The organism is Mycobacterium sp. SMC-19 (genome assembly GCF_045310815.1).
Lineage (GTDB): Bacteria > Actinomycetota > Actinomycetes > Mycobacteriales > Mycobacteriaceae > Mycobacterium.
This window is the reverse complement of sequence record NZ_JBJIAM010000008.1, coordinates 130,028-154,283: the sequence shown is the minus strand read 5'-3', so window position 1 is coordinate 154,283 and position 24,256 is coordinate 130,028. Positions and strand designations below refer to the sequence as shown.

Genomic DNA, 24,256 nt, shown 5'->3' with positions numbered 1-24,256 from the left:
TGGGCGTTGCCAAACCTGGATGATTTCAATCACACTCTGTTATGTCAAATTCAGGTTCACTAATCCGGAAAAACACCCCCACCAGGAACAAGCCCTTCGAACCCTGAGAACGCGGGTCGGCTAACGTTGCCGCATCCTGAGTCAGGACTTAGCGGCGGCGCGGGACGGCATCGCTCACCACACGAGAAGCACGGGCTAGATGGGCAGCAAGCCGTGCTTGCGCTGCACCTTGGGGAAGTTCTGCTTGTCGCGCAGCAGGCGCAGCGACTTACGCAGCAACAACCGGGTCTCGTGCGGCTGGATCACGGCGTCGATGTAGCCCCGCTCGGCGGCTGTCCACGGGATCGCCATGTTCTCGTTGTAGCCGTCGATGAAGTCCTGCTTGATCTTCTGCACCTCGGGCGCGGTCGGATCCGGGAAGCGTTTCACCAGCAGCTGGGCCGCGCCGTCGGCACCGATCACCGCGATGCGGGCGGTCGGCCAGGCGAAGTTCAGATCCGCGGACAACTGCTTGGAACCCATGACGGCGTAGCCGCCGCCGTAGGCCTTGCGGATGATCACGGTCACCTTCGGCACGTCGGCCTCGACGATGGCATTGAAGAACCGGCCACCGCGCTTGATGATTCCGTTCTTCTCCTCCGATACCCCGGGCATGGCGCCGGGGGTGTCGACGACGAAAACCAGTGGGAGGTTGTAGGAGTCGCAGAAACGGATGAAACTGGCCGCCTTGTCCGAAGCCTCGGTGTCCACGGCCCCGGACATGTACATCGGCTGGTTGGCGATCACCCCGACCGGGTGACCGTCGACCCGCGCGAACGCGGTGATCATGGCCTGCCCGCGCTGATCGGCGATCTCGAACACGTCACCGTCGTCGAAGATACGCAGCAGGATCTCGTGCATGTCGTAGGCGACGTTGTCGGCGTCCGGAACGATCGCGTCCAGCTCCAGGTCGTGCGGAGTGATCTCCGGCTCCAGGCCGGGATTGACGATGGGCGCGTCGTCGAAGTGGTTGGCGGGCAGGAACGACAGGTAGTCGCGCACGTACTGGAACGCCGCCGCCTCGTCGTCGACCACCTTGTGGATGTTGCCGCGCTGCGCCTGGACGTCGGCGCCGCCGAGCTCGTCGAAGCTCACGTCCTCGCCGGTGACGTCCTTGATCACGTCGGGTCCGGTGATGAACATGTAGCCCTGATCGCGCACGGCCACCAAGAGGTCTGTCTGGATCGGCGAATACACCGCTCCCCCAGCACATTTGCCCAAGATGATGGAGATCTCCGGCACCAGGCCGCGCAGCATCTCGTGCCGCCGGCCCAGCTCGGCGTACCAGGCCAGGGACGTCACCGCGTCCTGGATCCGCGCGCCCGCGGAGTCATTGATGCCGATGATCGGGCAGCCGACCATGGCCACCCACTCCATCAGCTTGGCCACCTTGCGGCCGAACATCTCTCCGACCGAGCCCTGGAACACGGTCTGGTCGTGGCTGAACACCCCGACCGGCCGGCCGTTGATCCGGCCATGGCCGGTGACCACGCCGTCGCCGTACAGCGCGTTCGGGTCACCGGGGGTCTTGCACAGCGCACCGATCTCCAAGAAGCTGCCCGGGTCCAGCAGGGCATGAATGCGCTCGCGGGCACTGGGGATGCCCTTCTTCGCGCGCTTGGCGACGGCCGCCTCACCGCCGGGTTCGGATGCCAGCTCCAGCTTTTCGTGGAGCTCGGCCAACAGTTCGGCGGTGGTCTTGTTCGTCACGCGCTCTCACCTTCGGATTGGATCCGGTTGATCGCCTCACTCATATGGGCGCCCACTTTGGCAATGTACGGCTCGTCGATGACCTGGACGTGCTCGCCCCCGATCGGCACGATCTCCAAGTCGGAGATGTATTCGCCCCAGCCGCCGTCCGGCTTGCGGGTCGCGTAGGCGGGCTCGAACACGATGGCGTCATCGTGGTAGCGGTCGGCCATGTACAGCGTGACGTGCCCCTCGTAAGGCTGGATCTCGATGGTGTCCAGGGCCCGGTTGTCCAGGTACGACGTGCGCTGGTGCTCGATGATGCCGCCCGGGATCTGCACCCCGCTTTGCGCGACGACGTCCAGCACGAAACGGACCTGACCCTCGTCGTCGAGCTTTTCCAGTTCCTCGTAGGGGATCTCGGGGACCTCGACGTTGAAGGTGCGCTCGGCAAACCGTGCGTAGCGGTCCCAGCGCGCGCGCATTCCTTCCTTGCTCTGGTCGATCGGCTCACCGGGCAGCACCAGGTCGAGCAGCCCGACGTAACGCACATCGGCGCCGGCCCGCTTCAACCCGATCGCACATGCGTAGGCCAGCGCCCCGCCCAGCGACCACCCCGCCAGCAGGAACGGCCCGTCGTGCAGCTCCAGCAGTTTGGGCACGTACTCGGCGGCGCGCTCCTCGATGGAGCCCTCCACCCGCTCGATCCCGTACACCGGGAGGTCAGCGGGCAATCGCTTCATCAGCGGTTCGTAGACGACGGTCGAGCCACCGGCCGGGTGGAACACGAACAGCGGGATCTTGTTCGAACCTTCGGGCTTCGCGCGCAGCGTGCGGACGAATCCGTCCACCACGCCGTCCTCCAGCTGATCACGGACGATGGTCGCCAGAGCCTCAATGGTGGTCGCCGACTTCACGTCGTCGACCGAGATGATGCCCTCGGCACGCTCGGACAACCGCTCGGCCATCTTGGCCACGGTGTCGTCATCGACGGCGGGCAGTTCGTTGAAGATGCCGCCCGGGGACTTCCCCGTGACAATCGCCCAGGTGGCGAACGTGATTCGCTCGGCGGCGTCACGCGGTGGCACGTCGGCGCCCAACGCCTCGGTGACCGCCTCCTGGGTGAGCACCTTGGCGGCGGCCGCGGCAGCCGTCTTGGTGCTGACACCGCTCGCGTCGACGCCCGGGCCGCTGGGGTCCGTCGGCGGCGGCGGAACCGCCGGGCCGGCCGGGTTGGTCGGCGGCGGCGGGATCGGGATGTCCGAAGCAGGTGGCGCGGCAGCGGCTTCGGCGGCCGGCGCCGGCTCGGCGGCCGGAGCGACTTCCGCACTCGCCGCACCCTTTGCCGCGGCGATCATCGCGGCCTGCTCGGCGGCGATCTCGTCGGCCGTCTGGGTCTGCTGGTGGGCGTGCAGCGCCTCCACCTCGTCGCGGTGCTCGACCGCGTAGCGGATCATCTCCTCGACGTTGTACAGGTTCGCGTCGCGCACCGCGGTCAGCTGGATCGGCGGCATGTCGAAGTCGTACTCGACACGGTTCTTGATCCGCACCGCCATCAGCGAGTCCAGCCCCAGCTCGATCAGCGGCACCTCCCACGGCAGATCCTCGGGCTCGTAGCCCATCGCGCCGCCGACGATCGCACCCAGCCGCTCAGCGACGGTCTCCCCGCTCTCCGGTGACCACTTGGCGAAGCCGGCCGCCAGCCCGGCTCCCGCGGTGAGATTGTCGCTCAGAATCGCGGCGTCGTCGGCCTGCGGCTCCGGTTCGACCGGCGCCGCAACAGATTCCGCCGGCACCGCGGTCCCGGCGCCGACTGCCACCGGCAGGACTCCGGTTGCACCGCCGCGACTCACCAGCGCGTCGTAGACCAGCGTGAACGATTCGCCGATGCGCGAGTGCACCTGCACGGCCGCGCCACCCGGGTGCCGGGTCAGCGTGGTCACCAGCCGGGAACCCTCGCCGGGTACCGCCCGTTGTTCGGAGGCCACCAGGGTCGAATCCGGAATGACTGTTGCGGCAGCGGCTTTCACCAGGGCAGCCAAGTCGGTCTCGCCGCGACCGGCGTACTCGAAGACGTGCCGGCCATCCGGGGTCGCTACGTGCGAGCCGGGCATGACACCGGTGGCATCGCCGGAGAATCGGGCGTCGAGCCAGTGCGGCTTGCGCCTGAACCGCGTCGGCGGGATGTTGGCGAACTCCGCCGGGCTGATCGGCCCCTGCACCTCACGCGGGAACAGCGTGCGGAAGTCGAGGTCGTGGCCGTAGACGTAGAGCTGGGCCATCGCGATGATCATGGCGTCGACGTCGTCGGTCTTGCGGGCCAGCGTTGCGATCAATTGGGCATCGTGGAGCCCGGCGCTGGCCGTCGTCAATCCCACCTGCATGAGCGCCACCGGGTTCGGCGCCAGCTCCAGGAAGGTGGTGTAGCCGTTGTCGACGGCGTTGCGGACCCCGTGGGTGAAGTAGACGCTGTGCCGCATCCCCTTCTTCCAGTAGTCCACATCGTGGATCGGCTCGCCGCCGGGCTTGACGTAGCTGCCCTCGTGCACGGTGGAGAAGATGCCGATGTTCGGGATGTGCGGCTCGATGCCCTGCAGCTCCGCGGAGAATTCGCCCAGCAGCGGGTCCATCTGCGAGGTGTGACCGGCACCCTTGGTCTGCAGCTTGCGGGCGAAGCGGCCCTCGGATTCGGCGCGCGCGACGATCTCGTCGATCTGCTCGGGCGGGCCACCGATCACGGTCTGGCTCGGGGCGGCGTAGACGCACACCTCCAGGCCCGGGAAGTCGGCGAACACCGTCTTGAGTTCCTCGGCGGAGTACTCCACCAGCGCCATGAACCGGATGTACTCGCCGAACAGCATCGCTTCGCCCTCACCCATCAGGTGTGCGCGCGAGCAGATCACCCGGGTGGCGTCGGCCAGCGACAGACCACCGGAGAAGTAGGCCGATGCCGGCTCGCCCAGTGACTGGCCGATGACGGCGGTCGGGCGCGCTCCGTGGTGCTTGAGCACCTCGCCGAGCGCGATCTGGATGGCGAAGATGGCGATGTTGGACGTCTCGATGCCGTAGTCGTGCGAGTCGTCGAGGATCAGCTCCAGCACGGAGTAGCCGCGCTCGTCCTGGACGTGGGCGTCGACCTTTTCGATCCACTCGGCGAAGATCGGGTCGCGCAGGTAGAGGTTCTTGCCCATCTTGCGGTGCTGGGCGCCGAAGCCGGCCATCACCCAGATCGGCCCGTTGGTGACCGGGCCGTCGACGGAGTAGACGTTGGGCTTCTGCTTGCCCTCGGCGACCGCGCGCAGGCCGGCGATGGCCTCGTCGTGGTCGTGTGCCAGCACCACGGCGCGGGAGCGGCCGTGGTTGCGCCGCGACAGCGACCGGCCGATCGACGTCAGCGGGGTGGCCCGGCCCTCTTCGCTGTCGATCCAGTCGGCCAGCTCGGCCGCGGCGGCCTTCTTACGGGAGGTCAGAAATGCCGAGATCGCCAGGGGGATCAGCGGTTGCACAGGCTCTTGCGCCGCCAGCTCGGCCAGCGCTTCGTCGCGTAGCCGCAACGCCTCATCAGTCAGGCCGGGCAGTTCGTACTCGGGTTCGTCGCCGTAGCCGTGCGAACTCTCGGGCGCGATGAACTCGCCGTACTCGTCGAAGCGCGGGGCCTCGTGCTCGATCTCGGGTTCGGAAACCTCTTCGGCGACAGGCGCTTCGGGCTCTTTAGCTTCCTTCTCCACCACGTCGCGCGGCAACACCTCACGCACCACCAGGTGCGCGTTGGCCCCACCGAATCCGAAGCCGGAGACTCCGGCGACCGCATAGCCGCCGTAGCGTGGCCAGTCGCTGACGGTGTCGGCGACCTTCAGGTGGGTGCCGGCGAAGTCGATGTAGGGGTTGGGCCCGGCGTAGTTGATCGACGGCGGGATCTTGTCATGCTGCAACGCCAGCACAACCTTGGCCAGGCTCGCCGCACCGGCTGCCGATTCCAGGTGTCCCACATTGGATTTCACCGCACCCAGCAGGGCGGGCTTGTCAGCGGCACGGCCCCGGCCGACCACCCGGCCCAGCGCCTCGGCCTCGATCGGGTCGCCCAGGATGGTGCCGGTGCCGTGCGCCTCGATGTAGTCGACGGTGCGCGGGTCGATACCGGCGTTCTTGTAGGCCTTGCGCAGCACCGCGGCCTGAGCGTCCGGGTTGGGCGCCAGCAGGCCGTTGGACCGGCCGTCGTGGTTGACCGCGGAGCCGGCGATCACCGCGAGGATCTGGTCGCCGTCGCGGCGCGCGTCGTCGACCCGCTTGAGGATCAGCACGCCGGCGCCTTCGGCACGGGAGTAGCCGTCGGCGTCGGAGGAGAACGACTTGATCCGGCCGTCGGGCGACAGCACCCCGCCGACCTCGTCGAATCCGACCGTCACCAGCGGGGTGACCAGCGCGTTGACGCCGCCGACGACCGCCACGTCGGCCTCGCCGTTGCGCAGCGCCTGCACACCGGCGTGCGCGGCGACCAGTGACGACGAACATGCGGTGTCGACAGTGACCGACGGACCGCGGAAGTCGTAGAAGTAGCTGACCCGGTTGGCGATGATCGAGCTGGAGTTGCCGGTGATGGCGTACGGGTGGGTGATGCTCGGGTCGGACAGCGCCAGGTTCTGGTAGTCGCCATTCGTCGAGCCCATGTAGACCGCGACCGCTTCGCCGCGCAGGCTCGAGGCCGGGATCCGGGCGTGCTCGAGCGCCTCCCAGGTCAACTCCAGCGCCATCCGCTGCTGCGGGTCGACGTTGTCGGCCTCCATCTTCGACAGCGCGAAGAATTCCGCATCGAAGCCTTTGATGTCGGAGAGGTAGCCACCGCGGGTGCGCGCCTTCTTGACCCGCTCGGCAACCCGAGGCTCCTCCATGAACTCCGACCAGCGCCCCTCGGGCAGGTCGGTGATCGCATTGAACCCCGCCAGCAGCTTTTCCCAGGTGTCCTCGGGGGTGTTCATGTCGCCCGGGAATCGGGTGGCCAGGCCGACCACAGCGATGTCGGCGACATCGGCGTCGCGCGACCAGTCCTCGCCGGCCGCGTCGTCCTCCAGCACCGGCTCACCCTCAATGATCACCGTGGCCAGCGCCTCGATCGTCGGGTGCCGGAACGCCACCGTCGCCGACAGCGTGACCCCGGTGAAGTCCTCGATGTCCGACGCCATCGCCACCGCGTCACGCGACGACAGGCCCAGTTCGATCAGCGGAGCGGTCTCGTTGATCTTCTCCGGCGACTGGGAGGTGGCATTGGCCACCCAGTTGCGCAGCCAGGCCCGCATGTCGGCGACGGTCAGGTCGGTGCGGCTGGTGCCGCGCAGGATTGCGTCGTCGCCGTCGCCGGTCATCTGCGGAGCCTCGCTCATCTGGGGTTAGACCTCGTCGGGGTAGGCGTTCGGGCCGGTGGTGCCGCCGCGCAGGCTGCCATCGAGGTAGGCGGCCCGGCAGGCGCGGCGACCGATCTTGCCGCTGGAGGTGCGCGGCACGGTGCCCGCCGACACCAGCAGCACGTCACGCACGGTCACGCCGTGGCGCACCGCGATCGCCGCCCGGATGTCGTCGGCGATGGGCTGGTATTCCAGCTTGTGGGCGCCCGGTGCGCGCTCGGCGACGATCACCAACTGCTCGGAGCTGTCCTCGGGGTCGAACTTCAGCCCGGAATGCGGGTTGTCGAAGGCCGACTGCGGCAGCTGGTTGGCCGGCACCGAGAACGCCGCGACGTAGCCGGCCCGCAGCGCCCGGCTGGCCTCCTGCGCGGAGTACTCCAGGTCCTGCGGGTAGTGGTTGCGGCCGTCCACGATCACCAGGTCCTTCACCCGGCCGGTGATGTAGAGGTCGTCCTGGTAGTAGGCGCCGTAGTCACCGGTGCGCACCCAGAAGCCGTTCTCGTCGGAGCCCTCGGCCCGAGACGGGTTGTTACGCGTCTTGAGCACGTTCTGGAACGTGTCGGCGGTCTCTTCTTCACGGTTCCAGTAGCCGCCGCCCATGTTGTTGCCCTGCAGCCAGATCTCGCCGATCTGTCCGTCGGGCAACTCGGCACCGGTCTCGTAGTCGACGATGATCGTCCACTGGTCGACGCTGATCCGTCCGGCTGAGGCCTGCGCGACGGCGTTCGGCGCATCCTCCGGTACCTCGACCAGGCGGTTGGCGTTGTTGAGCGCTTCGCGGTCGACGTAGATGATCTTGGGCTTCTCGCCGATCGGGGTCGTGGACACGAACAGGGTGGCCTCGGCCAGGCCGTAGGACGGCTTGATGGCCTCCTCACGGAACCCGTACGGCGCGAACGCCTCGTTGAACTTGCGCAGCGATGCCGCAGACACCGGCTCACTGCCGTTGAGGATCGCCTTGACGTTGCTCAGGTCCAGCGGCGGCTCACCCTCCTTGGGCAGGCCGCGCGCCGCAGCGTGCTCGAAGGCGAAGTTGGGAGCCGCCGAGTACACCTCGCCGGTCTCCCCCTCCTTGCGGGCCAGCTCACGGATCCATCGGCCCGGCCTGCGCACGAACGCGGCCGGGCTCATAAAGGTGAACTGCTGACCCATCACCGACGACAGCAGGATGGTGACCAGGCCCATGTCGTGGAAGAACGGCAACCAGCTGACGCCCCGGTCACCTTCGCGGCCCTTGAGTGAGTCCAGCAGCTGCACGACGTTGGTGGGCAGGTTCAGGTGGCTGATCTTCACCCCGGTCGGGGTGCGGGTGGAGCCGGAGGTGTACTGCAGGTAGGCGACGTCGCTCCGGTCGGTCTCGGGCATCACCCAGGTCGAGCCCACCTCCGGCGGCAGCGCGTCGACCGCGATCACCCGCGGTCGGGCGTTGGCCGGGCGGCTGCGGAAGAACTTATTGACGCCTTCGGCGGAGTCGCTGGTGGTCAGCACCGCCGACGGGGTGCAGTCGTCGAGCACCGCGTGCAGCCGGCCCACGTGACCCGGCTCGCCCGGGTCGAACAGCGGCACGGCGATGCGACCGGCGTACATGATGCCGAAGAAGGACACCAGGTAGTCCAGGTTCTGCCCGCACAGGATCGCCACCCGGTCACCGGGCTTGGTGACCTGCTGCAGCCGGGCACCGATCGCCCGGTTCCGCGCGCCGAACTCCGACCAGGAGAGGTCGCGCTCGATACCGTCACGCTCGGTGGAGAAGTCCAGGAATCGGTACGCGATCTTGTCGCCGCGCAGCGCAGCCCAGCGCTCGACGGTCCGCACCAGGTTGGCGTTGTCCGGGAACCGGATCTTGCCGTCCTTGACGAACGGGTTGTGGTAACTGGCCTGTGTTGCCGGGGCCATGCAAAATCTCCTGTCGCGAACATACGTTCTCAGTCAGCTGCCGGGCGTGTCTGGTTACGCCGGTGCGTTACATCGCGCGGGCCCGGAACCTCACAGATGGTAATGGTTTGCCGCCACCCGACGACGCGCTGCTGCCCTGCGGCCATGGACCGCGCCGCTCTTAAATTGCTCTTAATGTTAGAGGTCGGTGCGGCCCATGCCAAATCAAACGGTACCGCGTGTGACGCCGGTCTCCGGGTCACGAGGCGGTACCAGCTTCGCCTCTCCTTCGTCGAGCCTCAGCCGTGCGGCGGACGTGGCGCGTTGTCGATGAGTTCACGCGCCCAGTTCAGCGTCCACTGGGTTGCGGACATGCCGTCCTGGCTCCAGACGTCGGTGGTGCCGTACAGCGCGTGCACCGGCTGAGCAGCACCGCCGGCCAGCGTTGACAGCGTCGCCGGCAGCTTGCCGACGCTGAACGCCTCCTGCGGGGCCGCGCAGACCAAGTCACCGACCGCGCAGATCTCGTTGGTGCGCTTATCGAGGTCGCCGAAACCGCCCTCGCGCGCGCCGGTCATAGTCAGCCCCATCCCGGACAGGATCGGCAGCTCGTGCAGGGTCACCTCGGCGCCCTGACCGGGCGGAGACGGCGGGACGTCTACACCCACGCCGGTCTGGCGGCGGCCGTCAGCGATCAGCGTGACGCCCAGCACCAGGTCCTCGTCGACCGGGCCGCGCCCATTGCCGATGTCGCTGGCGACATCGCCGGCGATCACCGCGCCCTGCGAAAAGCCGATCAGCACGTAGCTGGTCAGAGGGCACCGGTCGTTCATCTCAGTCAGCGCCTTGACGGTGGCGCGGGTGCCTTCGGCTCGGCTGTCGTTGTAGCTCATCTGCTTGTCGGCCGACAGCGGGTTATGGAACTGCGCGGTGTAGGGAACCGTGTAGGTCTGCACCCGGGCGGCGTCGAACTGCTGGGCGATCGGGCGGGTGACGGTGAGCAGAAGCGCGATCGGGAACTGGGTGGGGTCGAGCGGGTTGTCCGTCGGCGAGGTCTCCCAGGTGCCGGGCACCGACACCAGCTGCACGTCGGGGCAGCTGGCGTCCTGATAGGCCGGGCGGGGCTTGCGGGGCCGCGACGGCACCGAGCTGGTCGGCGGGACGCCGGCGCTCGGCTGCTCCGCGATCGGCGGTGTGGCCGGCCGGCGGATCCAGATCACCACTGCCACGATCACCAGGGCCACCACCAAGGCCATCGCGCCGGCGGCGATCCAGGCGAGGACGCGGCGCCGGTTGGCTGACGACTTGCGCGGCGACTTCCGGGGGGATTTTCGCGGGGAGCTGGATGTCTTCTTCTTGGCCATATCGCCTTTCACGGTACAGATCGGCGACGGCACACATTGACTCTGCGTCCAGGGCGGCGCTTACTCGAACTTTCCCGCCCTGGACGCAGAGTCAACGCAAGTTAGCGGATCGCGCCGACGATGTCGCCGGCCATGGCGCCCAGCTGCGACGCCCACGATCCCCAGCCGTTGTCACCGGCCGAGAAGTCGAAGTGGCCGTTCTTGCCGCGCACCTGGCGGTACTGCGAGTTGAAGTACCGTCCGCTGCCGGCCGCCTGCGACGGGTCGCCGATCATCGCCGCCGGGTTGGAGGCGCCGCCCAGCGGGGCGTAGATCCAGACCCGGGTGTTGTTCTGCGCCAGCAGCGTGGCGTGCACGGTCGGGTCGTGCCACTTCCACCGGCCCAGCTGGGGCGCGCCCCACATGCCGTACGGGTCCACCCCGCCGAAGTTCTGCAGGCCGGCGGCGATGACACCGCCCTCGGTGGTGTTGGCCGGCCCCAGGAATCCCGACATCGAGCCGGCGAAGCCGAACCGGTCGGGGTGGAAGGTGGCCAACGCCAGTGCCCCGTAGCCGCCCTGGGACGCACCGACCACGGCGTGCCCGCCCGGAGCCAGACCCCGGTTGGCCGCCAGCCAGTCCGGCAGCTCGGTGGACAGGAAGGTGTCCCACTGCTTGCTGCCGTCCTGCTCCCAGTTGGTGTACATGCTGTAGGCGCCGCCGGCCGGGGCGACCACCGAGACACCCTTGCCGGCCAGGGTGCTCATCGCGTTGCCCGCGGTGACCCAGTTGCTCACGTCGGGGTGGGCATCGAACGCGTCGAGCAGGTACACCGCGTGCGGTCCCTGGTTGAGGAACGCCACCGGGATGTCGCGGCCCATCGAAGGCGACGGGACCATCAGGTTCTCGAACTGTGCGGCGTGCGCGGTGGAGCTGACGATGGTGCCCCCACTCCACAAGCCCAGCATCAGCACGGCAACGCATAGCGCCCGCAGCAACTTCGACAGTCCGCTCATTTCCACCTCGCTCGTCGGCACAGATTCTCAGATGATTCCACCCGCTGGTCGCGCGCCCTGACCCCGGGAGGTAGTCAATCACACGGCACTCGCGGGCAGGGCAGGAAACGACCGACGGCGACGACCCGTCAGGGTCGCCGCCGTCGGCGGTACATCTTTAGCGTTCTGGACTACTCGCCCGAGCTGCTGCTGCTGCTCGCGCCGCCGCCGGGCGTGGCGCCCAGGTGGCTCTGCAGGTCCGGCTTCATGGCCTGCAGCTGCTGACCCCAGTACTCCCAGCTGTGCGTGCCGTACTCCGGGAAGTTGAAGATCGCGTTGTTGCCACCGGCCGCGGTGTAGAGCTCCTGGAACTTCTTGTTCGCACCGATCATGAAGTTCTGCTCGAGGAACACGGCCGGGATGTTGTCGCCGCCCAGCTCGTTGGCCTTGCCGTTACCGCAGAAGACCCACAGGCGGGTGTTGTTGGCCACCAGCTTGTCGACGTTGACCGTCGGGTCGTTGCGCAACCATGCCGGGTCGTTGTCGTCGCCCCACATGTCGTTCTTCTTGTAGCCGCCGGCGTCACCCATCGACAGGCCGATCCAGCCCTTACCGGTGGACGGGTTCAGGTAACCCGACAGCGAGCCCGCGTAGGTGAACTGGTTCGGGTGGTAGATCGCCAGCGTCAGCGCCGACGAACCGGCCATCGACAGGCCGACCGCGGCGTTGCGGCTCTGGCTCACGCCGTACTCCGAGGCCAGGTAGGCCGGCAGCTCGCTGGTGAGGAAGGTCTCCCACTTGTAGGTGGAGCAGCCCGCCTTGCCGCAAGCCGGCTTGTACCAGTCGCTGTAGAAGCTGGACTGGCCGCCGACCGGCATGATCACCGAGATGCCCGAGTTCAGGTACCACTCGAACGCCGGGGTGTTGATGTCCCAGCCGTTGAAGTCGTCCTGAGCCCGCATGCCGTCGAGCAGGTACAGGCCCGGGGAGTCCGAACCGCCGCTCTGGAACTGGACCTTGATGTCACGACCCATACCGGCCGAAGGCACCTGCAGGTACTCCACCGGCAGACCCGGCCGAGAGAAAGCGTTCGCCTCCGGGGTCCCGCCGACGACACCGACCAGTCCCGCCAGCACGGCCGCGCCGGTGGCGGCGACCTTCAACCTGTCAAGCAGCTTCATTCTTGGCATCCTCATTCGTTCGTTGCCGTACTTAGCTCATAGCGTGGCCCGACTCGGACCCGATCTGTGCGTACCAACGCAACAGTGCCGGTGTAGTCAACCACAAATCGCCCGCCATCGAGATCCCCGGGTTCCGCCACCGGGCCCGCGACCGGGCCCGCAACCGAATTTTGTGACAGTCGGCCCGCTGCGCTCAGGCAGGCATTCCAGCCGGTAGACCCGACAAGGCGGGTAGCTGCCGGGTCCGGACAATGACGTCCGTCACAATTTTCGGCTGGGACCGGCGCCAGGCAGTCAGGGGACGTCTGGCGACATCCCGGTGTAGGGGGGACGCGTCGGTTCGGGGACGGCCAGCCCACAGCGGATCAGTTCGTCGCGCGGGACCCGTTCGATCCGGTAGCGGGTGAAACCCGGCGAGTGCAACACGTTGGACAAGAACCGGCGCGGGCCCATCGGCGCACGCACCGAGCCCAGCACCGCCGCGGTGTCAGGGCAGCGCATGGCCGCCTCCGCCTGGGCGATCCAGTCCTGGTCCAGATACCCCGGAATCAGCGGGTACCACTTGACCCACGGGCCGTCGGCCACCACCCAGTCCCGGAACAGATCCTTGTCGTGACCGATCCGGCCGTGCTCCAGCCGTTCGGTGTGCGCCGCGATCGGATTGATCAGCCCGATCTGGTCAAGCAGCCGGACGTCGAGGCCGGTGTTCATGCCCAACATGCCCATGTTGGTGAAGAAGACAGTGTGGGGGCCGGTTCCGCCCGGATCGGGATCGGTCGGCACGCCGATCCCCGGGGGCACCGGCAAGATGACCGGCACCACATCCCACTGGTCGTAGTTGCCCGACGGCAGCAGCAACGCCCCGTCAGGGGTCGCGGCGATCGTGGTCAACACCGCGCGCATCCGCGGATAGCCGAGGTAGTCCGCGGCGGTCAGCGGGTGCGCATTGCCGGTCGCCTGGGAGTAGAACCGGCGCTCGTCGACGATCCCGGAGTACGTGACGCGGGTGGCGTCATCGCCCATCCCCGGCGAGTTGGCCGCCCACAGCGCCCAGCCGGCCACCGCCAGCCACAGCAGTCCGACCGCACCGCTGAGCGGCAAGCCGGCTTCGCGGCGATAGCGCGCGCCGTCGGGCAGCAGCACCGGAATGACCGCCACCGGAGCCAGCATGCAGAACAGCGGTGCCAGCAGGACGCGCCCGTGCATGAAGTCGCCGCCCTGGCGCACCCAGTAGGCCGCCTGCAGCAGCCCGCTGAACACGAAGAAGCAGACCACCGCACCCGGGCTCTGGACCAGTCGGGCCCACGGGCCGACGCCGGGCGGCACCGGCCGGCGCGGCCGGTAGCGGACGGCGGAGCCCACCCACAGCGCCGCGCCGAGCGCCACCAGCAGCACCGCGGGCACCCACAGCGCGTAGGGGGCGTTGAAGTTGGCCAGGTAGATCATTCCCTGCGACCACTTGTCGCCGGCCGCGTCTTTGGCCAGCGCGGTCCCCGGCACCAGCAGGCCGTAGTAGCCCATCCGGAAGATCTGGTACGCCACCGGCAGGGCGCCGCCGGCTACCAGGATCAGCGCGCGCGGCCGCCAGTCCGCCGCCACGATCAACAGCATGACCAGCGCACCGCCGCCGATCAGCGCCAGCTCGGGGCGAACCAGCACGCTGCAGCCGGCCACGAACGCCAGGCATGCGGTGAAAAGGGTTCCGCGAGCGCGGGATCGGGGCATCCGCAGCGCCTGCGACCAGCAGACCAGCATCCACCACAGCAGGCCCAGGTAGGCCAGCACCAGACCCGCCTCCAGGCCAGAGGTGGCGAAGTCGCGCGCCGGCGGCAGTGCGATGTAGACCAGCGCCCCGGCCGGCAACAGCAGCGCGCGGCGGCCCTGCAGGCCCGGCGCGTAGAGCCGCGCGGCGCCCAGCATCAGCATCGCCACCCCGGCCAGGCTCAGCACCAGCGCGAAGACCAGCGCCACGTACTCCATGCGCACCGGCCCGCCGAGCCAGCTGCCGAGATACATCAGGTAAGTCCAGGCCGTGGAGGTGTTGGCCTCCACGCGTTCCCCGACGTTGAACACCGGGCCGTTGCCGGCCAGCAGGTTGCGCACGGTGCGCAACACGATCAGGCCGTCGTCGGAGATCCAGCGCCGCCGCCACGCACCGATGCCGAACATCAGCAGCACCACCGCCACCCCGGCCCACGAACTCAGCCGCACCGAGGGGCTGTAGGAGACCGCGGGCCAGCCCAACGGCCGGACCCGGGGGTCCGGCGCTCTGCCGCTCGTGGCCCCCCGGGCCGAGCTAGCCGAAGGCGACGGCAGCACCGATGGTCCCGATCCAGGCCAGCGCCATCAGCTGCAGCACCCGATCACGGCGCAGAATGTCCTCCGCTTCGCCGGCCATACCCCCGTCGACGTCCACCGCGTAGCGCAGCACGCCGATGACGATCGGGATGATCGACACCGCGAACCACGACCCCGAACCGCTGTCGCGTTCGAACGCGTACAGGCTGTAGCAGACCAGCATCGCGGTGGCCGACATCGTCCAGACGAACCGCAAGTAGGTGCTGGTGTAGCTCTCCAGCGACTTGCGGATCTTCGCCCCGGTTTGTTCGGCCAACTGCTTCTCGGCATAGCGCTTGCCGGCCACCATGAACAGCGACCCGAAGGCCATCACCAGCAGGAACCACTGCGAGAGCGGGATATTTGCTGCCACGCCGCCGGCGATCGCCCGCAACAGATATGCCGACGACACGACGCAGATGTCCAGCACCGCTTGGTGTTTGAGCCCGAAGCAGTACGCCAACTGCATGGCTAGATAGATGCCGATCACCAGAGCCAGATTCGGCGTCAGCCACCAGGAGATGCCCAGCGAGGTGGCCCCCAGCAGCGCTGCCAGGGCGTAGGCCAGGCCCACCGGCACCACGCCGGCGGCGATCGGCCGGAATCGCTTGGTGGGGTGCGCCCGGTCGGCCTCCACATCGCGAGAGTCATTGACCAGGTAGATCGACGAAGCCGCCAGCGAGAACACCACAAAGGCGATCAGCGACTTGCGCGCCAGATCGGCGTAGTCGTAGTGGACGCCGCCGCCGAGCGCGGCCAGCGGCGCGGCCAACACCAGTACGTTCTTCACCCACTGGCGGGGCCGGATGGCCTTGATCACCCCGGCGAGCAGGTTGGCCGGTGGGCCGAGCTCCGAGGTGCGATCTTGCGTTTCTGCGCTCATGCCGAGTCTCCAGAGTTGTCCAGGCGGATCGCGGCTGCGGCGACGGCAGCGCCAATCAGCGCGCCGGCGGCAACATCACTGGGATAGTGCACCCCGAGCACCAGGCGAGACAGCGCCATCGGCGGCACCAGCGCCGCCGGCAGGGTTCCACGCCGCAGGCCGGCCGCGCGGCCCAGCAGGATGGCCGCCGCCGCGGTGGAGGTGGCGTGCGCCGAGGGGAAGCTCAAGGCACTCGGCGTGCCGACATTGATCGCGATCGCCGGGTGGTGCGGGCGTTTGCGGCGCACGATCCGCTTGATGACGACCGCGGCGGCGTGCGCGGCCAGTGTGCCGGCACCGGCCAGCAGCCAGCTCCGGCGGCGCTGCGGCTGGACCAGGGCGCCCAGCGCCGCTACCGCGAGCCAGCCCAGGCTGTGCTCACCGAAGTGCGACATCGCCCGGGCCACGGGCAGCACACCGGACCGGCCGGTCAGTGCCGACTGCACCGCGACCAGCACGGCGTCCTCGCCGTGCGGGGGCACCGAATCAGCCAGATCCATGCGGTCGGGGGCGCTGCCGAGTTCGGTCATGACGAGGTGGCACTGTCGGGAAGCAGCACCGTCTCCCACTGCTGTTTGCTCGCCAGCGTGGGCAGCGCCCGGCGGTAGGCCCGGCGCAGGCTGTCGAACCGGCGCGCCAATTCGTACTGGCGGCGCAGCGATTCGCGCAGCAGCGAGAACATCTTCTCCCGATCGCGTTGCCGGTACACCACTCCGCGCCCGTCGGCGGTGGTGACGGTGACGCCGTCCTGGGTGCACAGCAGGAACCAGCGAGCATCCTGCGTGGGCACGTTGAGCTGCGGTCGGCGATGGTGCTCCGGCTCGGTGGCCTTGAGGTTGTGCAGAATGCCGCGGGCCAGGCGGTAGCCGATCGACAGCGGCTGCACCGGCGGGCGCATTGCCCGACTGCGCCGGGACGGAGTCGGCAGCTCGCTGGCCGCCGGCAGCACCACCGCGTCGGGATAGGTCTTGCGCAGCGCGTGGATGTCGGGCAGTGCCGACTCCAGGATCGAGAAGATGTGCTCGGGGCCGGCCATGAAGTCGTCCAGCGCCTTGTTCTGCACGGCGACCGTCGAGTACTCCAGGCAGGCAAGGTGTTTCAGGGTGGCCTTGAGGTGGCTGCGGATCAGCCCGGAGATCTTGCCGTCCCAATGCAGGGCCGCCACCATCAATCGGTTGCGCAGGTGGAAGTAGGCCTGCCAGTCGATCGCGTCGTCTTTGTCGCTCCAGGCCATGTGCCAGATCGCCGCACCGGGCAGCGTGACGGTCGGGTAGCCGTGCTCGCCGGCCCGGATCCCGTACTCGGCATCGTCCCACTTGATGAACGACGGGATCGGCTGGCCGATCTCTTCGGCAACGGTGCGCGGGATCATGCACATCCACCAGCCGTTGAAGTCGACGTCGATGCGCCGGTGCAGATCCGGAGACTCCGCCAGCGAGTCGGTGGCGAAGTTGTGGTCGTACTCGGTGTGCGGGGCGTTGGTCCACATGAAGACGCCCGAGTCGACGACCTCGCCCATGATGTGCAGGTGCGAGGGCTCCTGCAGGTTGAGCATGTGCCCGCCGATCAGGGTGGGCGTTTTGGCGAACCGGTTCAGTGCCAGCGCCCGCAGGATCGAGTCCGGCTCGATGCGGATATCGTCGTCCATGAACAGGATCTGTTCGCAGCCGGTGTTCTTCAGCGCCTCGTACATGACCCGGCTGTAGCCACCGGACCCGCCGAGGTTGGGCTGGTTGTGTATCGACAGCCGGTCTCCCAGACCGGCGGCGGCCGCGGCGAAGCCGGGGTGGTCGCGAACCTTGCGGGTGCCCTGGTCGGGCACGATGACCGCGCTGATCACCTCGTCGACGTCGGGGTCGGAGGTCAGTGCGAGCAGCGCGTTGACGCAGTCGTCGGGCCGGTTGAAGGTCGGGATGCCGATGGCGATGTCGGCCCGGCTGGGCGCCTCGATCGGGGCGTACCAACCACCGCGGTCCAGCGTGACCGCGGTATCGGTGGTGATGTCGAACCAGATCCAGCCACCGTCCTCGAACGGCTGCAGACCAATCTCGAATTCCACCACCGTCGGGGTGTCGCTGTTTTCGACTGACCCGAAAGGCTTGCCGTCCACGGCGATACGCGCACCGGTCGCTTTGGAGCGGTAGACATCGACGCGCCCTGCCCCGGTCAGCTCCAGCTGCAGCACCACCGATTCGACGATCGACCAGCGACGCCAGTAGGACGCCGGGAAGGCGTTGAAGTACGTGGCGAACGAGACTTCGGACTCCTCGCCGATCTCCAGGCTGGTGCGGGTGAGCGGGTGTGCCCGTCGGCTGTTGGTCTCGGATTCCTCGATGTAGAGCTTGCGCACATCCAGCGGCTCGCCCTGGCGAGGCAGGATGATCCGCGAAAGCCGGCTCACCGCGCGCGAACTGTCGGTCATGCCTTACTGCCCTCCCCCAGCGGCACCCCTTCGGACAGGTGCGGCGCCAGGATGTTGTCGTACATGTTCAACGCACTGGCGATGGCCATGTGCATGTCCAGATATTGGTAGGTGCCCAGCCGCCCACCGAAGAGCACCTTCGCGGTGTCCATTTCGGCCTTGGCCCGCGCCCGGTAGGACGTCAGCACCGCCCGGTCCGCCTCGGTGTTGATCGGGTAGTAGGGCTCGTCGGCGTCATCGGCGAACCGCGAGTACTCGCGCATGATCACCGTCTTGTCGGCCGGGTACTCCCGCTCCGGGTGGAAGTGCCGGAACTCGTGGATGCGGGTGAACGGCACGTCGCCGTCGTTGTAGTTCATCACCGGCGTGCCCTGGAAATCGCCGGTGCCCAGCACTTCGAGCTCGAAGTCCAGGGTGCGCCAGCCCAGCTTGCCTTCGGCGTAGTCGAAGTAGCGGTCCAGCGGTCCGGTGTAGACCACCGGGGCGTCCGGGTTGGCTGCCCGGAGTTCGTCGCGGACGTCGAACCAGTCGGTGTCGAGCCGGACCTCGATGCGCTCGTCGGCCGCCATGTTCTCCAGCCACGCGGTGTAGCCGTCGACCGGCAGGCCCTCGTAGGTGTCGTTGAAGTAGCGGTTGTCGAAGGTGTAGCGCACGGGCAGCCGGGTGATGTTGGCCGCCGGGAGTTCCTTGGGGTCGGTCTGCCACTGCTTGGCGGTGTAGTCCTTGACGAACGCCTCATACAGCGGGCGGCCGATGAGGCTGATCGCCTTCTCCTCGAGGTTCTGCGCGTCGGCGGTGTCGATCTCGGCGGCCTGTTCGGCGATCAGCGCCCGAGCTTCATCAGGGCTGAAATAGCGGCCGAAGAACTGCGACACCAGGCCCAGGCCCATCGGGAACTGGTAGGCCTGACCGTCGTGCATGGCGAACACCCGGTGCTGGTAGCCGGTGAACTCGGTGAACTGCCGCACGTAGTCCCAGACCCTCTTATTAGAGGTATGGAACAGGTGCGCGCCGTACTTGTGGACCTCGATACCGGTCTGCGGTTCGGCTTCGGAGTAGGCGTTGCCGCCGATGTGCGGGCGCTTCTCGACGACGAGAACGCGCTTGCCGAGCTGCGTGGCTGCGCGCTCGGCGATGGTCAGGCCGAAGAATCCGGAACCCACGACAAAGAGGTCAAAACGAGCGGTCATCGGCGCCAAGGGTAGCCGACCAGCGCCCGCGCGCATCGTCGGCGCCCCGCCGCCCCCGCTTGCACCTTGACTATCGCCCGCCGATTACCGGCGGCTCGGCAATCCGGAGGCGCCGAGGCCGCCTCCGGACGCCGGAGAAGGGTTGATAGCAGTTCCCTCACGATTCGATCTCGTCACTCTTTTCACACGAGTCACACGCGTACCGTCGGTCACGTAGGACAGATGCAAGTGCAGTGAGCGCCACGACGGCCCCGGAAAAGCGCGGGCCCGACGGCAAAACATATTGAGGAGACTTCCGTGCCGAACCGACGTCGACGCAGGCTCTCGACAACCATGAGCGCAGTCGCCGCCCTGGCGGTCGCGAGTCCGTTCGCAGTTGTCGCAGTATCCGAGCTGGCCGCCCACAACAGCGCCCCTCAGCACCACGACTTCGTCGCGGCTTCGTCCGTGGCCGACCTGCCCAGTGAGCTGATCACCGCCCTGACCCAGGGCCTGTCCCAGTTCGGGGTGAACCTCCCGCCGGTGCCCGGCTTCGGCGGCGGCGGCGCCTCGACCGGGATGTACCCCGGGGCCTCCACCGGGATGTACCCCGGCCTGACCTCACCGGGCCTGGGCACGCCGGGACTGACCGACCCGTCCCTGGGTACGCCGGGCCTCACCTCCCCCGGGCTGGGCACGCCGGGCCTGACCTCCCCCGGGCTGGGCACGCCGGGGCTCACCGACCCGTCGCTGACCACGCCGTCGCTGTCGACGCCGCCGCTGGGCACGCCCGGAGTGTCGACCACGTCCGGCCTGACCACCCCCGGTCTGACCACGCCGCCGCTGACCGACTCGTCACTGACCAGCCCCGGGTTGACCAGCCCGCTGACCAGTCCCGGGTTGACCAGCCCTGGCCTGACCAGCCCCGGATTGACCAGCCCGGACACCGGTCTGCTCGGGTCCGACGGTCTGCCGCTCACCTCGCCGGTGGGCCTGGACCCCGGCCTCGACGGCACCTACCCGATCCTCGGCGACCCGTCCCTGGGCATGCCGGAGGAGAAGGGTGGACTGGTCAGCGACCTGATGAGCGCCGCCAACCAGCTGGGTGCCGGACAGGCCATCGACCTGCTCAAGGGTGTGGTGATCCCGTCCATCGCTCAGGCAGCGCAGGGCGCCGGTCCGGCGGTCGCCGCCCCGGCCCCGCCGCTGCCGTTGCCGTTGCCGTAACAGACACAACAGCGGAGCTGTTCCGCCCAACGGCACCGCAGAGTCAGCCCGCACCCGGCGGGCACCGGAAGACTCTGCGGTGCCGTTAACAATGCCCGGGAATCCGGCCGGAGTCGGCGGGCGCGTGTCGCATCACCAACAACACATGACACATACGTAACATCAGCACGTGCCAACCCGTCGTCGTCCCCCGCCGACGATCAAGCTGACCGCGTCTCTCGCGACCGTGCTGATCCTGCCGTGGGCATTGAACTCCGGGTCGGGCTTCAAGTCGGTTGACGCATCGCAGACACCCCCCAGCGCTGCCGCGACCAAGCTGAACCAGCAGCCACTGCCGAATCTGGAGCCGGGCGTCACCGTCCGCGAGATCAGCCAGGACGAACCGTTCACCATGGTCGCGCTCACCGGCGCCGACCTGAGCGGCACGTCGGCACGGATCCGCGCCAAGCGCGCCGACGGGTCCTGGGGGCCCTGGTATGCGACCGCGCACGAGACCAAACAGGAGACCCCGGGTCCACGGCCTGCCGATGCCCCCGCTCCCGGCCCGGACGGGACCGAGCCGGTATTCGTCGGGCGCACCACGGCGGTCCAGATCGCGGTGACCCGGACCGCTCCGAACGCTCCCGGCAACCCGGCTCAGGCCAACCCCAAGGCCGGATCCAAAGCCACCGGACCCGCCACACCGAAGGGCCCCGCCAAGCCGGGCCCGGTTCCGAACAAGCCCGCCCCGGGCGATCTCGGCTACCTACCGGCCACCGCCGCGCAGCCCATTGCCCAGAATGTCTCCGCGGTGCTGATCACGCCGCCGAAGGCCCCCGCCGACTCGCAGTGGCAACCGCCGAAGGCGGTGCTGGGCCCGGGACAGCCACCCAACATCATCCCGCGCAGTCACTGGGGCGCGGGCGCCTACGGGCGGTGCGGCAAACCCGTGGAGAGTGGCCCGGTCCATGCGGCCGTGGTGCACCACACCGCGGGCTCCAACGAATACGCCCCCGAAGACTCCGCGGACATCATCCGGGCGATTTACGCCTATCACACCCGCACCCTGGGCTGGTGCGACATCGGCTACAACGCGCTGGTGGACAAGTACGGCCAAGTTTTCGAAGGCCGGGCCGGCGGCCTGGCCCGCGGCATCATGGGCAGCCACGCGGGCGGGTTCAACAGAAATACCTGGGGAGTGTCGATGATCGGCACCTTCGACGACGCGCCTCCCCCGCCGATTCAACTCGAGACGGTCGGCCGGTTGTTGGGCTGGCGGCTCGGCCTGGACCGCACCGATCCGCGTGGCATCGCCGAGTTGACCTCCGCCGGCGGCTCGTTCACCAACGTTCCGCGCGGCGCGTCGCTGACGCTGCCCTCGATCATTGGTCACCGCGACCTCGATGCGACGGAGTGCCCCGGCGAGCAGGGCTACGTCGCGCTCAACGAGATTCGCGAGATCGCCTCCCGGTTCAACGAACCGCCCGGCCCGGAAGACCTCGCCCGGGTGATGGAGGGCGGCGCCATCCACACCCGCTGGATGGAACTGGGCGGTACGGAGGGCATGCTCGGCGCCCCCACGTCGCCCGAGGCGATCGGCGAGGGTTCCACCAAGTACGCCACGTTCGAGCACGGCGCGGTGTACTGGTCGCCGGAGACCGGCGCGCAGCCGATCACCGGGGCCATCTACGACGCCTGGGCGTCGCTGGGTTACGAACGCGGCGTGCTCGGACTGCCGACCAGCGCCGAGCTCGCCGAACCCGAATGGGTGGGCCAGAACTTCCAGCACGGCACCCTGAACTACAACCGGGCCAGCGCGACGGTCATCCGGGTCGTCGACGGCAACGCCGAGGTGCTGCCCCCGCCGCCACCGGAGGGCCCGCCGGTACAGCTCGAGCGCTTCTCGCGGGTGATCGACCCGTTCGCAGTCGGCTAACCACCGTTTCGACGCGGCGGTCCAGCTTCGCCTCTCCTTCGTCGAGCCTCGCTAACCACCGTTGACTCTGCGGCTATGGCGGGAAAGTTCGAGTAACCCCCGCCCTCAGCGCAGAGTCAACGCAGGAAAATCCGCTCCAGCACCCGCGCCAGGCCGTCGTCGGTGTTGGGTGTGGTGATCTCGGCGGCCGCCGCCAGCACGTCGGGGTGGGCGTTGCCCATCGCCACGCCGTGTCCGGCACGTACCAGCATCGGCAGGTCGTTGGGCATATCCCCGAATGCCACCACCTGCTCGATGCCGATGCCCAGCGGCGCGATCAGCTCCTCGATGCCACTGGCCTTGGTGATGCCCGCCGGAACCACCTCGATCAGCCCGTTGTTGGTGGAGTAGGTGAGCTCCGCGGCCGTTCCGATGTGGGCCTGCAGCTGGACCGCCATGTCGGCGCTGGACATCCCCGCCTTGCGGATCAGCAGCTTGATCGCCGGCTGGGACAGCAAGTCCTCAAGCGACACCTCGGTGTTGTCGGGGTTGAGCCAGGCGTGTTCGTAACCCGGTGAGCTGACGAACTGCGGGGTGGCCGCGTCGTGCGCGCTCTCGCCGATGCGCTCCACCGCCAGGCCCGCCCCCGGAATGGCGCGGCTGGCAACCTCGGCCAGCTTGACCAGGCTGTCGGCCGAGAGCGTGCGAGCCGAGACCACCCGATCGGTGGCCGGGTCGTAGAGCACCGCCCCGTTGGCGCACACCGCCATCGGGGCAAACCCGAGCGCGTCGACCACCGGCGCGATCCACCGCGGTGGGCGTCCGGTCGCCAGCACGAAGCGAGCTCCGGAGTCGACGGCCGCGTGCACCGCGGCCCGGGTCCGCGCGGTGATGTTCTCGGTGCCGTCGAGCAGGGTGCCGTCGACATCGCTGGCGATCAGGGCGGGAGGACCGCCATGGGGCTGCATCAGTGCGAACTCCGTCCGGTCAGCGTCCGCCGCAACCGGCCGCCTTGGGTCTGCTCCATGCGTCTGCGATCACGCTCGGCCAACTCGGCCGCGCGCATCTGCAGCGCCTCTGCCATGGTCGGCGCGCTGCCGCCCAACCGGCGTGGCACCCAGTGCGCCCCGGCGGGGTGCGGGTACTCCAATTGCGTCTCCTCCAGCATCGCCGCCATCGTGTTCCGCAGCTCGAGCGTGGTCGCCTCGACGTCCGCGGAGGCGGCCATCGGCCGTCCGACCTTCGCCAGCACCGGAATATGATTGCGCCACAAATGCTTCGGATGATCCTTCGTCCAGACCCGGTGGATTCCCCAGACGATGACCGGGATCAGCGGAACACCCGCGGCATGAGCCATCCGGGCAGCACCGGTCTTGAACTCCCGCAGCTCGAAGCTCCGACTGATGGTGGCTTCCGGGTTCAGGCCGACCAGCTCGCCTTGGCGTAGCCGCCGCACCGCCTCGTCGTAGGCGCCTGCTCCGGCGGAGCGGTCCACCGGGATCAACTTGATGTGCTTGATCACGTAGTTGACCACCGGGACCTCGGTCATCTCGGCCTTGATCATGAACCGCAGCCGGCGGTGCCGGCGCAAGGCCGCGATCGAGGCCGGATACCAGTCCAGGTAGCTGGTGTGGTTGACCGTGAGCACCGCGCCGCCGCGCTCGGGAATGTTCTCCAGGCCGTCGATCCTCACGTGCGGCCCGTTGGCGTTCGCCAGCCGCGGGACCACGATCTCCAGCGCGCGGAAGAAGGGTTCTGCCATCC

The 24,256-nt window shown here is 68.4% G+C and carries 15 protein-coding genes; 2 read left to right on the top strand and 13 right to left on the bottom strand.

Annotated features, from left to right (window positions below):
- Positions 1 to 195: 195 nt before the first annotated feature.
- The 11 genes from ACJH5R_RS18120 to glf all read right to left on the bottom strand — a co-directional run bounded on the left by ACJH5R_RS18120 (position 196) and on the right by glf (position 19,401).
- A complete protein-coding gene (locus tag ACJH5R_RS18120) occupies positions 196 to 1,749 on the bottom strand; it encodes an acyl-CoA carboxylase subunit beta (protein WP_406782517.1) in 1,554 nt (517 codons plus the stop codon).
- Positions 1,746 to 7,088 (bottom strand): polyketide synthase Pks13, encoded by a 5,343-nt coding sequence (gene pks13 / locus ACJH5R_RS18115; RefSeq protein WP_406756912.1) that lies wholly within the window; start codon positions 7,086 to 7,088, stop codon positions 1,746 to 1,748. The genes ACJH5R_RS18120 and pks13 overlap by 4 nt, the downstream gene beginning before the upstream one ends.
- Positions 7,089 to 7,112: 24 nt before the next feature.
- Positions 7,113 to 9,023 (bottom strand): long-chain-fatty-acid--AMP ligase FadD32, encoded by a 1,911-nt coding sequence (gene fadD32 / locus ACJH5R_RS18110; protein WP_406756711.1) that lies wholly within the window; start codon positions 9,021 to 9,023, stop codon positions 7,113 to 7,115.
- Positions 9,024 to 9,301: 278 nt separating this feature from the next.
- Complete coding sequence (locus ACJH5R_RS18105; protein ID WP_406782536.1) at positions 9,302 to 10,258, bottom strand: cutinase family protein; 957 nt, start codon at positions 10,256 to 10,258, stop codon at positions 9,302 to 9,304.
- A gap of 209 nt (positions 10,259 to 10,467) precedes the next feature.
- Positions 10,468 to 11,361 carry an esterase family protein gene (locus ACJH5R_RS18100; protein ID WP_406782516.1) on the bottom strand — a complete coding sequence of 298 codons (894 nt, stop codon included), beginning with the start codon at positions 11,359 to 11,361 and terminating at the stop codon, positions 10,468 to 10,470.
- A gap of 170 nt (positions 11,362 to 11,531) precedes the next feature.
- Positions 11,532 to 12,530 (bottom strand): esterase family protein, encoded by a 999-nt coding sequence (locus ACJH5R_RS18095; RefSeq protein ID WP_406782515.1) that lies wholly within the window; start codon positions 12,528 to 12,530, stop codon positions 11,532 to 11,534.
- A 285-nt stretch (positions 12,531 to 12,815) separates the two neighbouring features.
- On the bottom strand, positions 12,816 to 14,840 hold the full coding sequence (gene zomB / locus ACJH5R_RS18090) for a flagellar motor control protein ZomB (protein WP_406782514.1): 2,025 nt from the start codon (positions 14,838 to 14,840) through the stop codon (positions 12,816 to 12,818).
- Complete coding sequence (locus tag ACJH5R_RS18085) at positions 14,818 to 15,741, bottom strand: decaprenyl-phosphate phosphoribosyltransferase (RefSeq protein WP_406756707.1); 924 nt, start codon at positions 15,739 to 15,741, stop codon at positions 14,818 to 14,820. Before ACJH5R_RS18085 ends, zomB begins: the two co-directional genes overlap by 23 nt.
- Entirely contained in the window at positions 15,738 to 16,310 is a 573-nt protein-coding gene (locus ACJH5R_RS18080) for a phosphatase PAP2 family protein (protein ID WP_406756706.1), read from the bottom strand. The genes ACJH5R_RS18085 and ACJH5R_RS18080 overlap by 4 nt, the downstream gene beginning before the upstream one ends.
- Entirely contained in the window at positions 16,307 to 18,202 is a 1,896-nt protein-coding gene (locus ACJH5R_RS18075) for a glycosyltransferase (protein WP_406756705.1), read from the bottom strand. Before ACJH5R_RS18075 ends, ACJH5R_RS18080 begins: the two co-directional genes overlap by 4 nt.
- Entirely contained in the window at positions 18,199 to 19,401 is a 1,203-nt protein-coding gene (glf, locus tag ACJH5R_RS18070; protein ID WP_406782535.1) for a UDP-galactopyranose mutase, read from the bottom strand. The genes ACJH5R_RS18075 and glf overlap by 4 nt, the downstream gene beginning before the upstream one ends.
- Before the next feature lie 288 nt (positions 19,402 to 19,689).
- On the opposite strand from glf, the gene ACJH5R_RS18065 reads away from it, so the two are divergent.
- Positions 19,690 to 20,598: a hypothetical protein gene (locus ACJH5R_RS18065; RefSeq protein ID WP_406782513.1), complete on the top strand. Its 909-nt coding sequence runs from the start codon at positions 19,690 to 19,692 to the stop codon at positions 20,596 to 20,598.
- Between the two features lie 169 nt (positions 20,599 to 20,767).
- On the top strand, positions 20,768 to 22,513 hold the full coding sequence (locus tag ACJH5R_RS18060) for an N-acetylmuramoyl-L-alanine amidase (protein ID WP_406756703.1): 1,746 nt from the start codon (positions 20,768 to 20,770) through the stop codon (positions 22,511 to 22,513).
- 116 nt (positions 22,514 to 22,629) lie between these two features.
- On the opposite strand, the gene ACJH5R_RS18055 is transcribed toward ACJH5R_RS18060, so the two are convergent.
- Both ACJH5R_RS18055 and ACJH5R_RS18050 read right to left on the bottom strand, forming a co-directional pair.
- Positions 22,630 to 23,460 (bottom strand): HAD family hydrolase, encoded by an 831-nt coding sequence (locus ACJH5R_RS18055; protein ID WP_406756702.1) that lies wholly within the window; start codon positions 23,458 to 23,460, stop codon positions 22,630 to 22,632.
- Positions 23,460 to 24,254 carry a lysophospholipid acyltransferase family protein gene (locus ACJH5R_RS18050; protein WP_406756701.1) on the bottom strand — a complete coding sequence of 265 codons (795 nt, stop codon included), beginning with the start codon at positions 24,252 to 24,254 and terminating at the stop codon, positions 23,460 to 23,462. Before ACJH5R_RS18050 ends, ACJH5R_RS18055 begins: the two co-directional genes overlap by 1 nt.
- Positions 24,255 to 24,256 lie beyond the last annotated feature (2 nt).

What these genes read in the sequence shown, in the direction of transcription:
- pks13 (WP_406756912.1), bottom strand. Translation starts at nt 7,088, where the DNA reads ATGACCGGCGACGGCGACGACGCAATCCTGCGCGGCACCAGCCGCACC.
- fadD32 (WP_406756711.1), bottom strand. Translation starts at nt 9,023, where the DNA reads ATGGCCCCGGCAACACAGGCCAGTTACCACAACCCGTTCGTCAAGGAC.
- ACJH5R_RS18105 (WP_406782536.1), bottom strand. Translation starts at nt 10,258, where the DNA reads ATGGCCTTGGTGGTGGCCCTGGTGATCGTGGCAGTGGTGATCTGGATC.
- ACJH5R_RS18100 (WP_406782516.1), bottom strand. Translation starts at nt 11,361, where the DNA reads ATGAGCGGACTGTCGAAGTTGCTGCGGGCGCTATGCGTTGCCGTGCTG.
- ACJH5R_RS18095 (WP_406782515.1), bottom strand. Translation starts at nt 12,530, where the DNA reads ATGCCAAGAATGAAGCTGCTTGACAGGTTGAAGGTCGCCGCCACCGGC.
- ACJH5R_RS18085 (WP_406756707.1), bottom strand. Translation starts at nt 15,741, where the DNA reads ATGAGCGCAGAAACGCAAGATCGCACCTCGGAGCTCGGCCCACCGGCC.
- ACJH5R_RS18080 (WP_406756706.1), bottom strand. Translation starts at nt 16,310, where the DNA reads ATGACCGAACTCGGCAGCGCCCCCGACCGCATGGATCTGGCTGATTCG.
- ACJH5R_RS18075 (WP_406756705.1), bottom strand. Translation starts at nt 18,202, where the DNA reads ATGACCGACAGTTCGCGCGCGGTGAGCCGGCTTTCGCGGATCATCCTG.
- ACJH5R_RS18055 (WP_406756702.1), bottom strand. Translation starts at nt 23,460, where the DNA reads ATGCAGCCCCATGGCGGTCCTCCCGCCCTGATCGCCAGCGATGTCGAC.
- ACJH5R_RS18050 (WP_406756701.1), bottom strand. Translation starts at nt 24,254, where the DNA reads ATGGCAGAACCCTTCTTCCGCGCGCTGGAGATCGTGGTCCCGCGGCTG.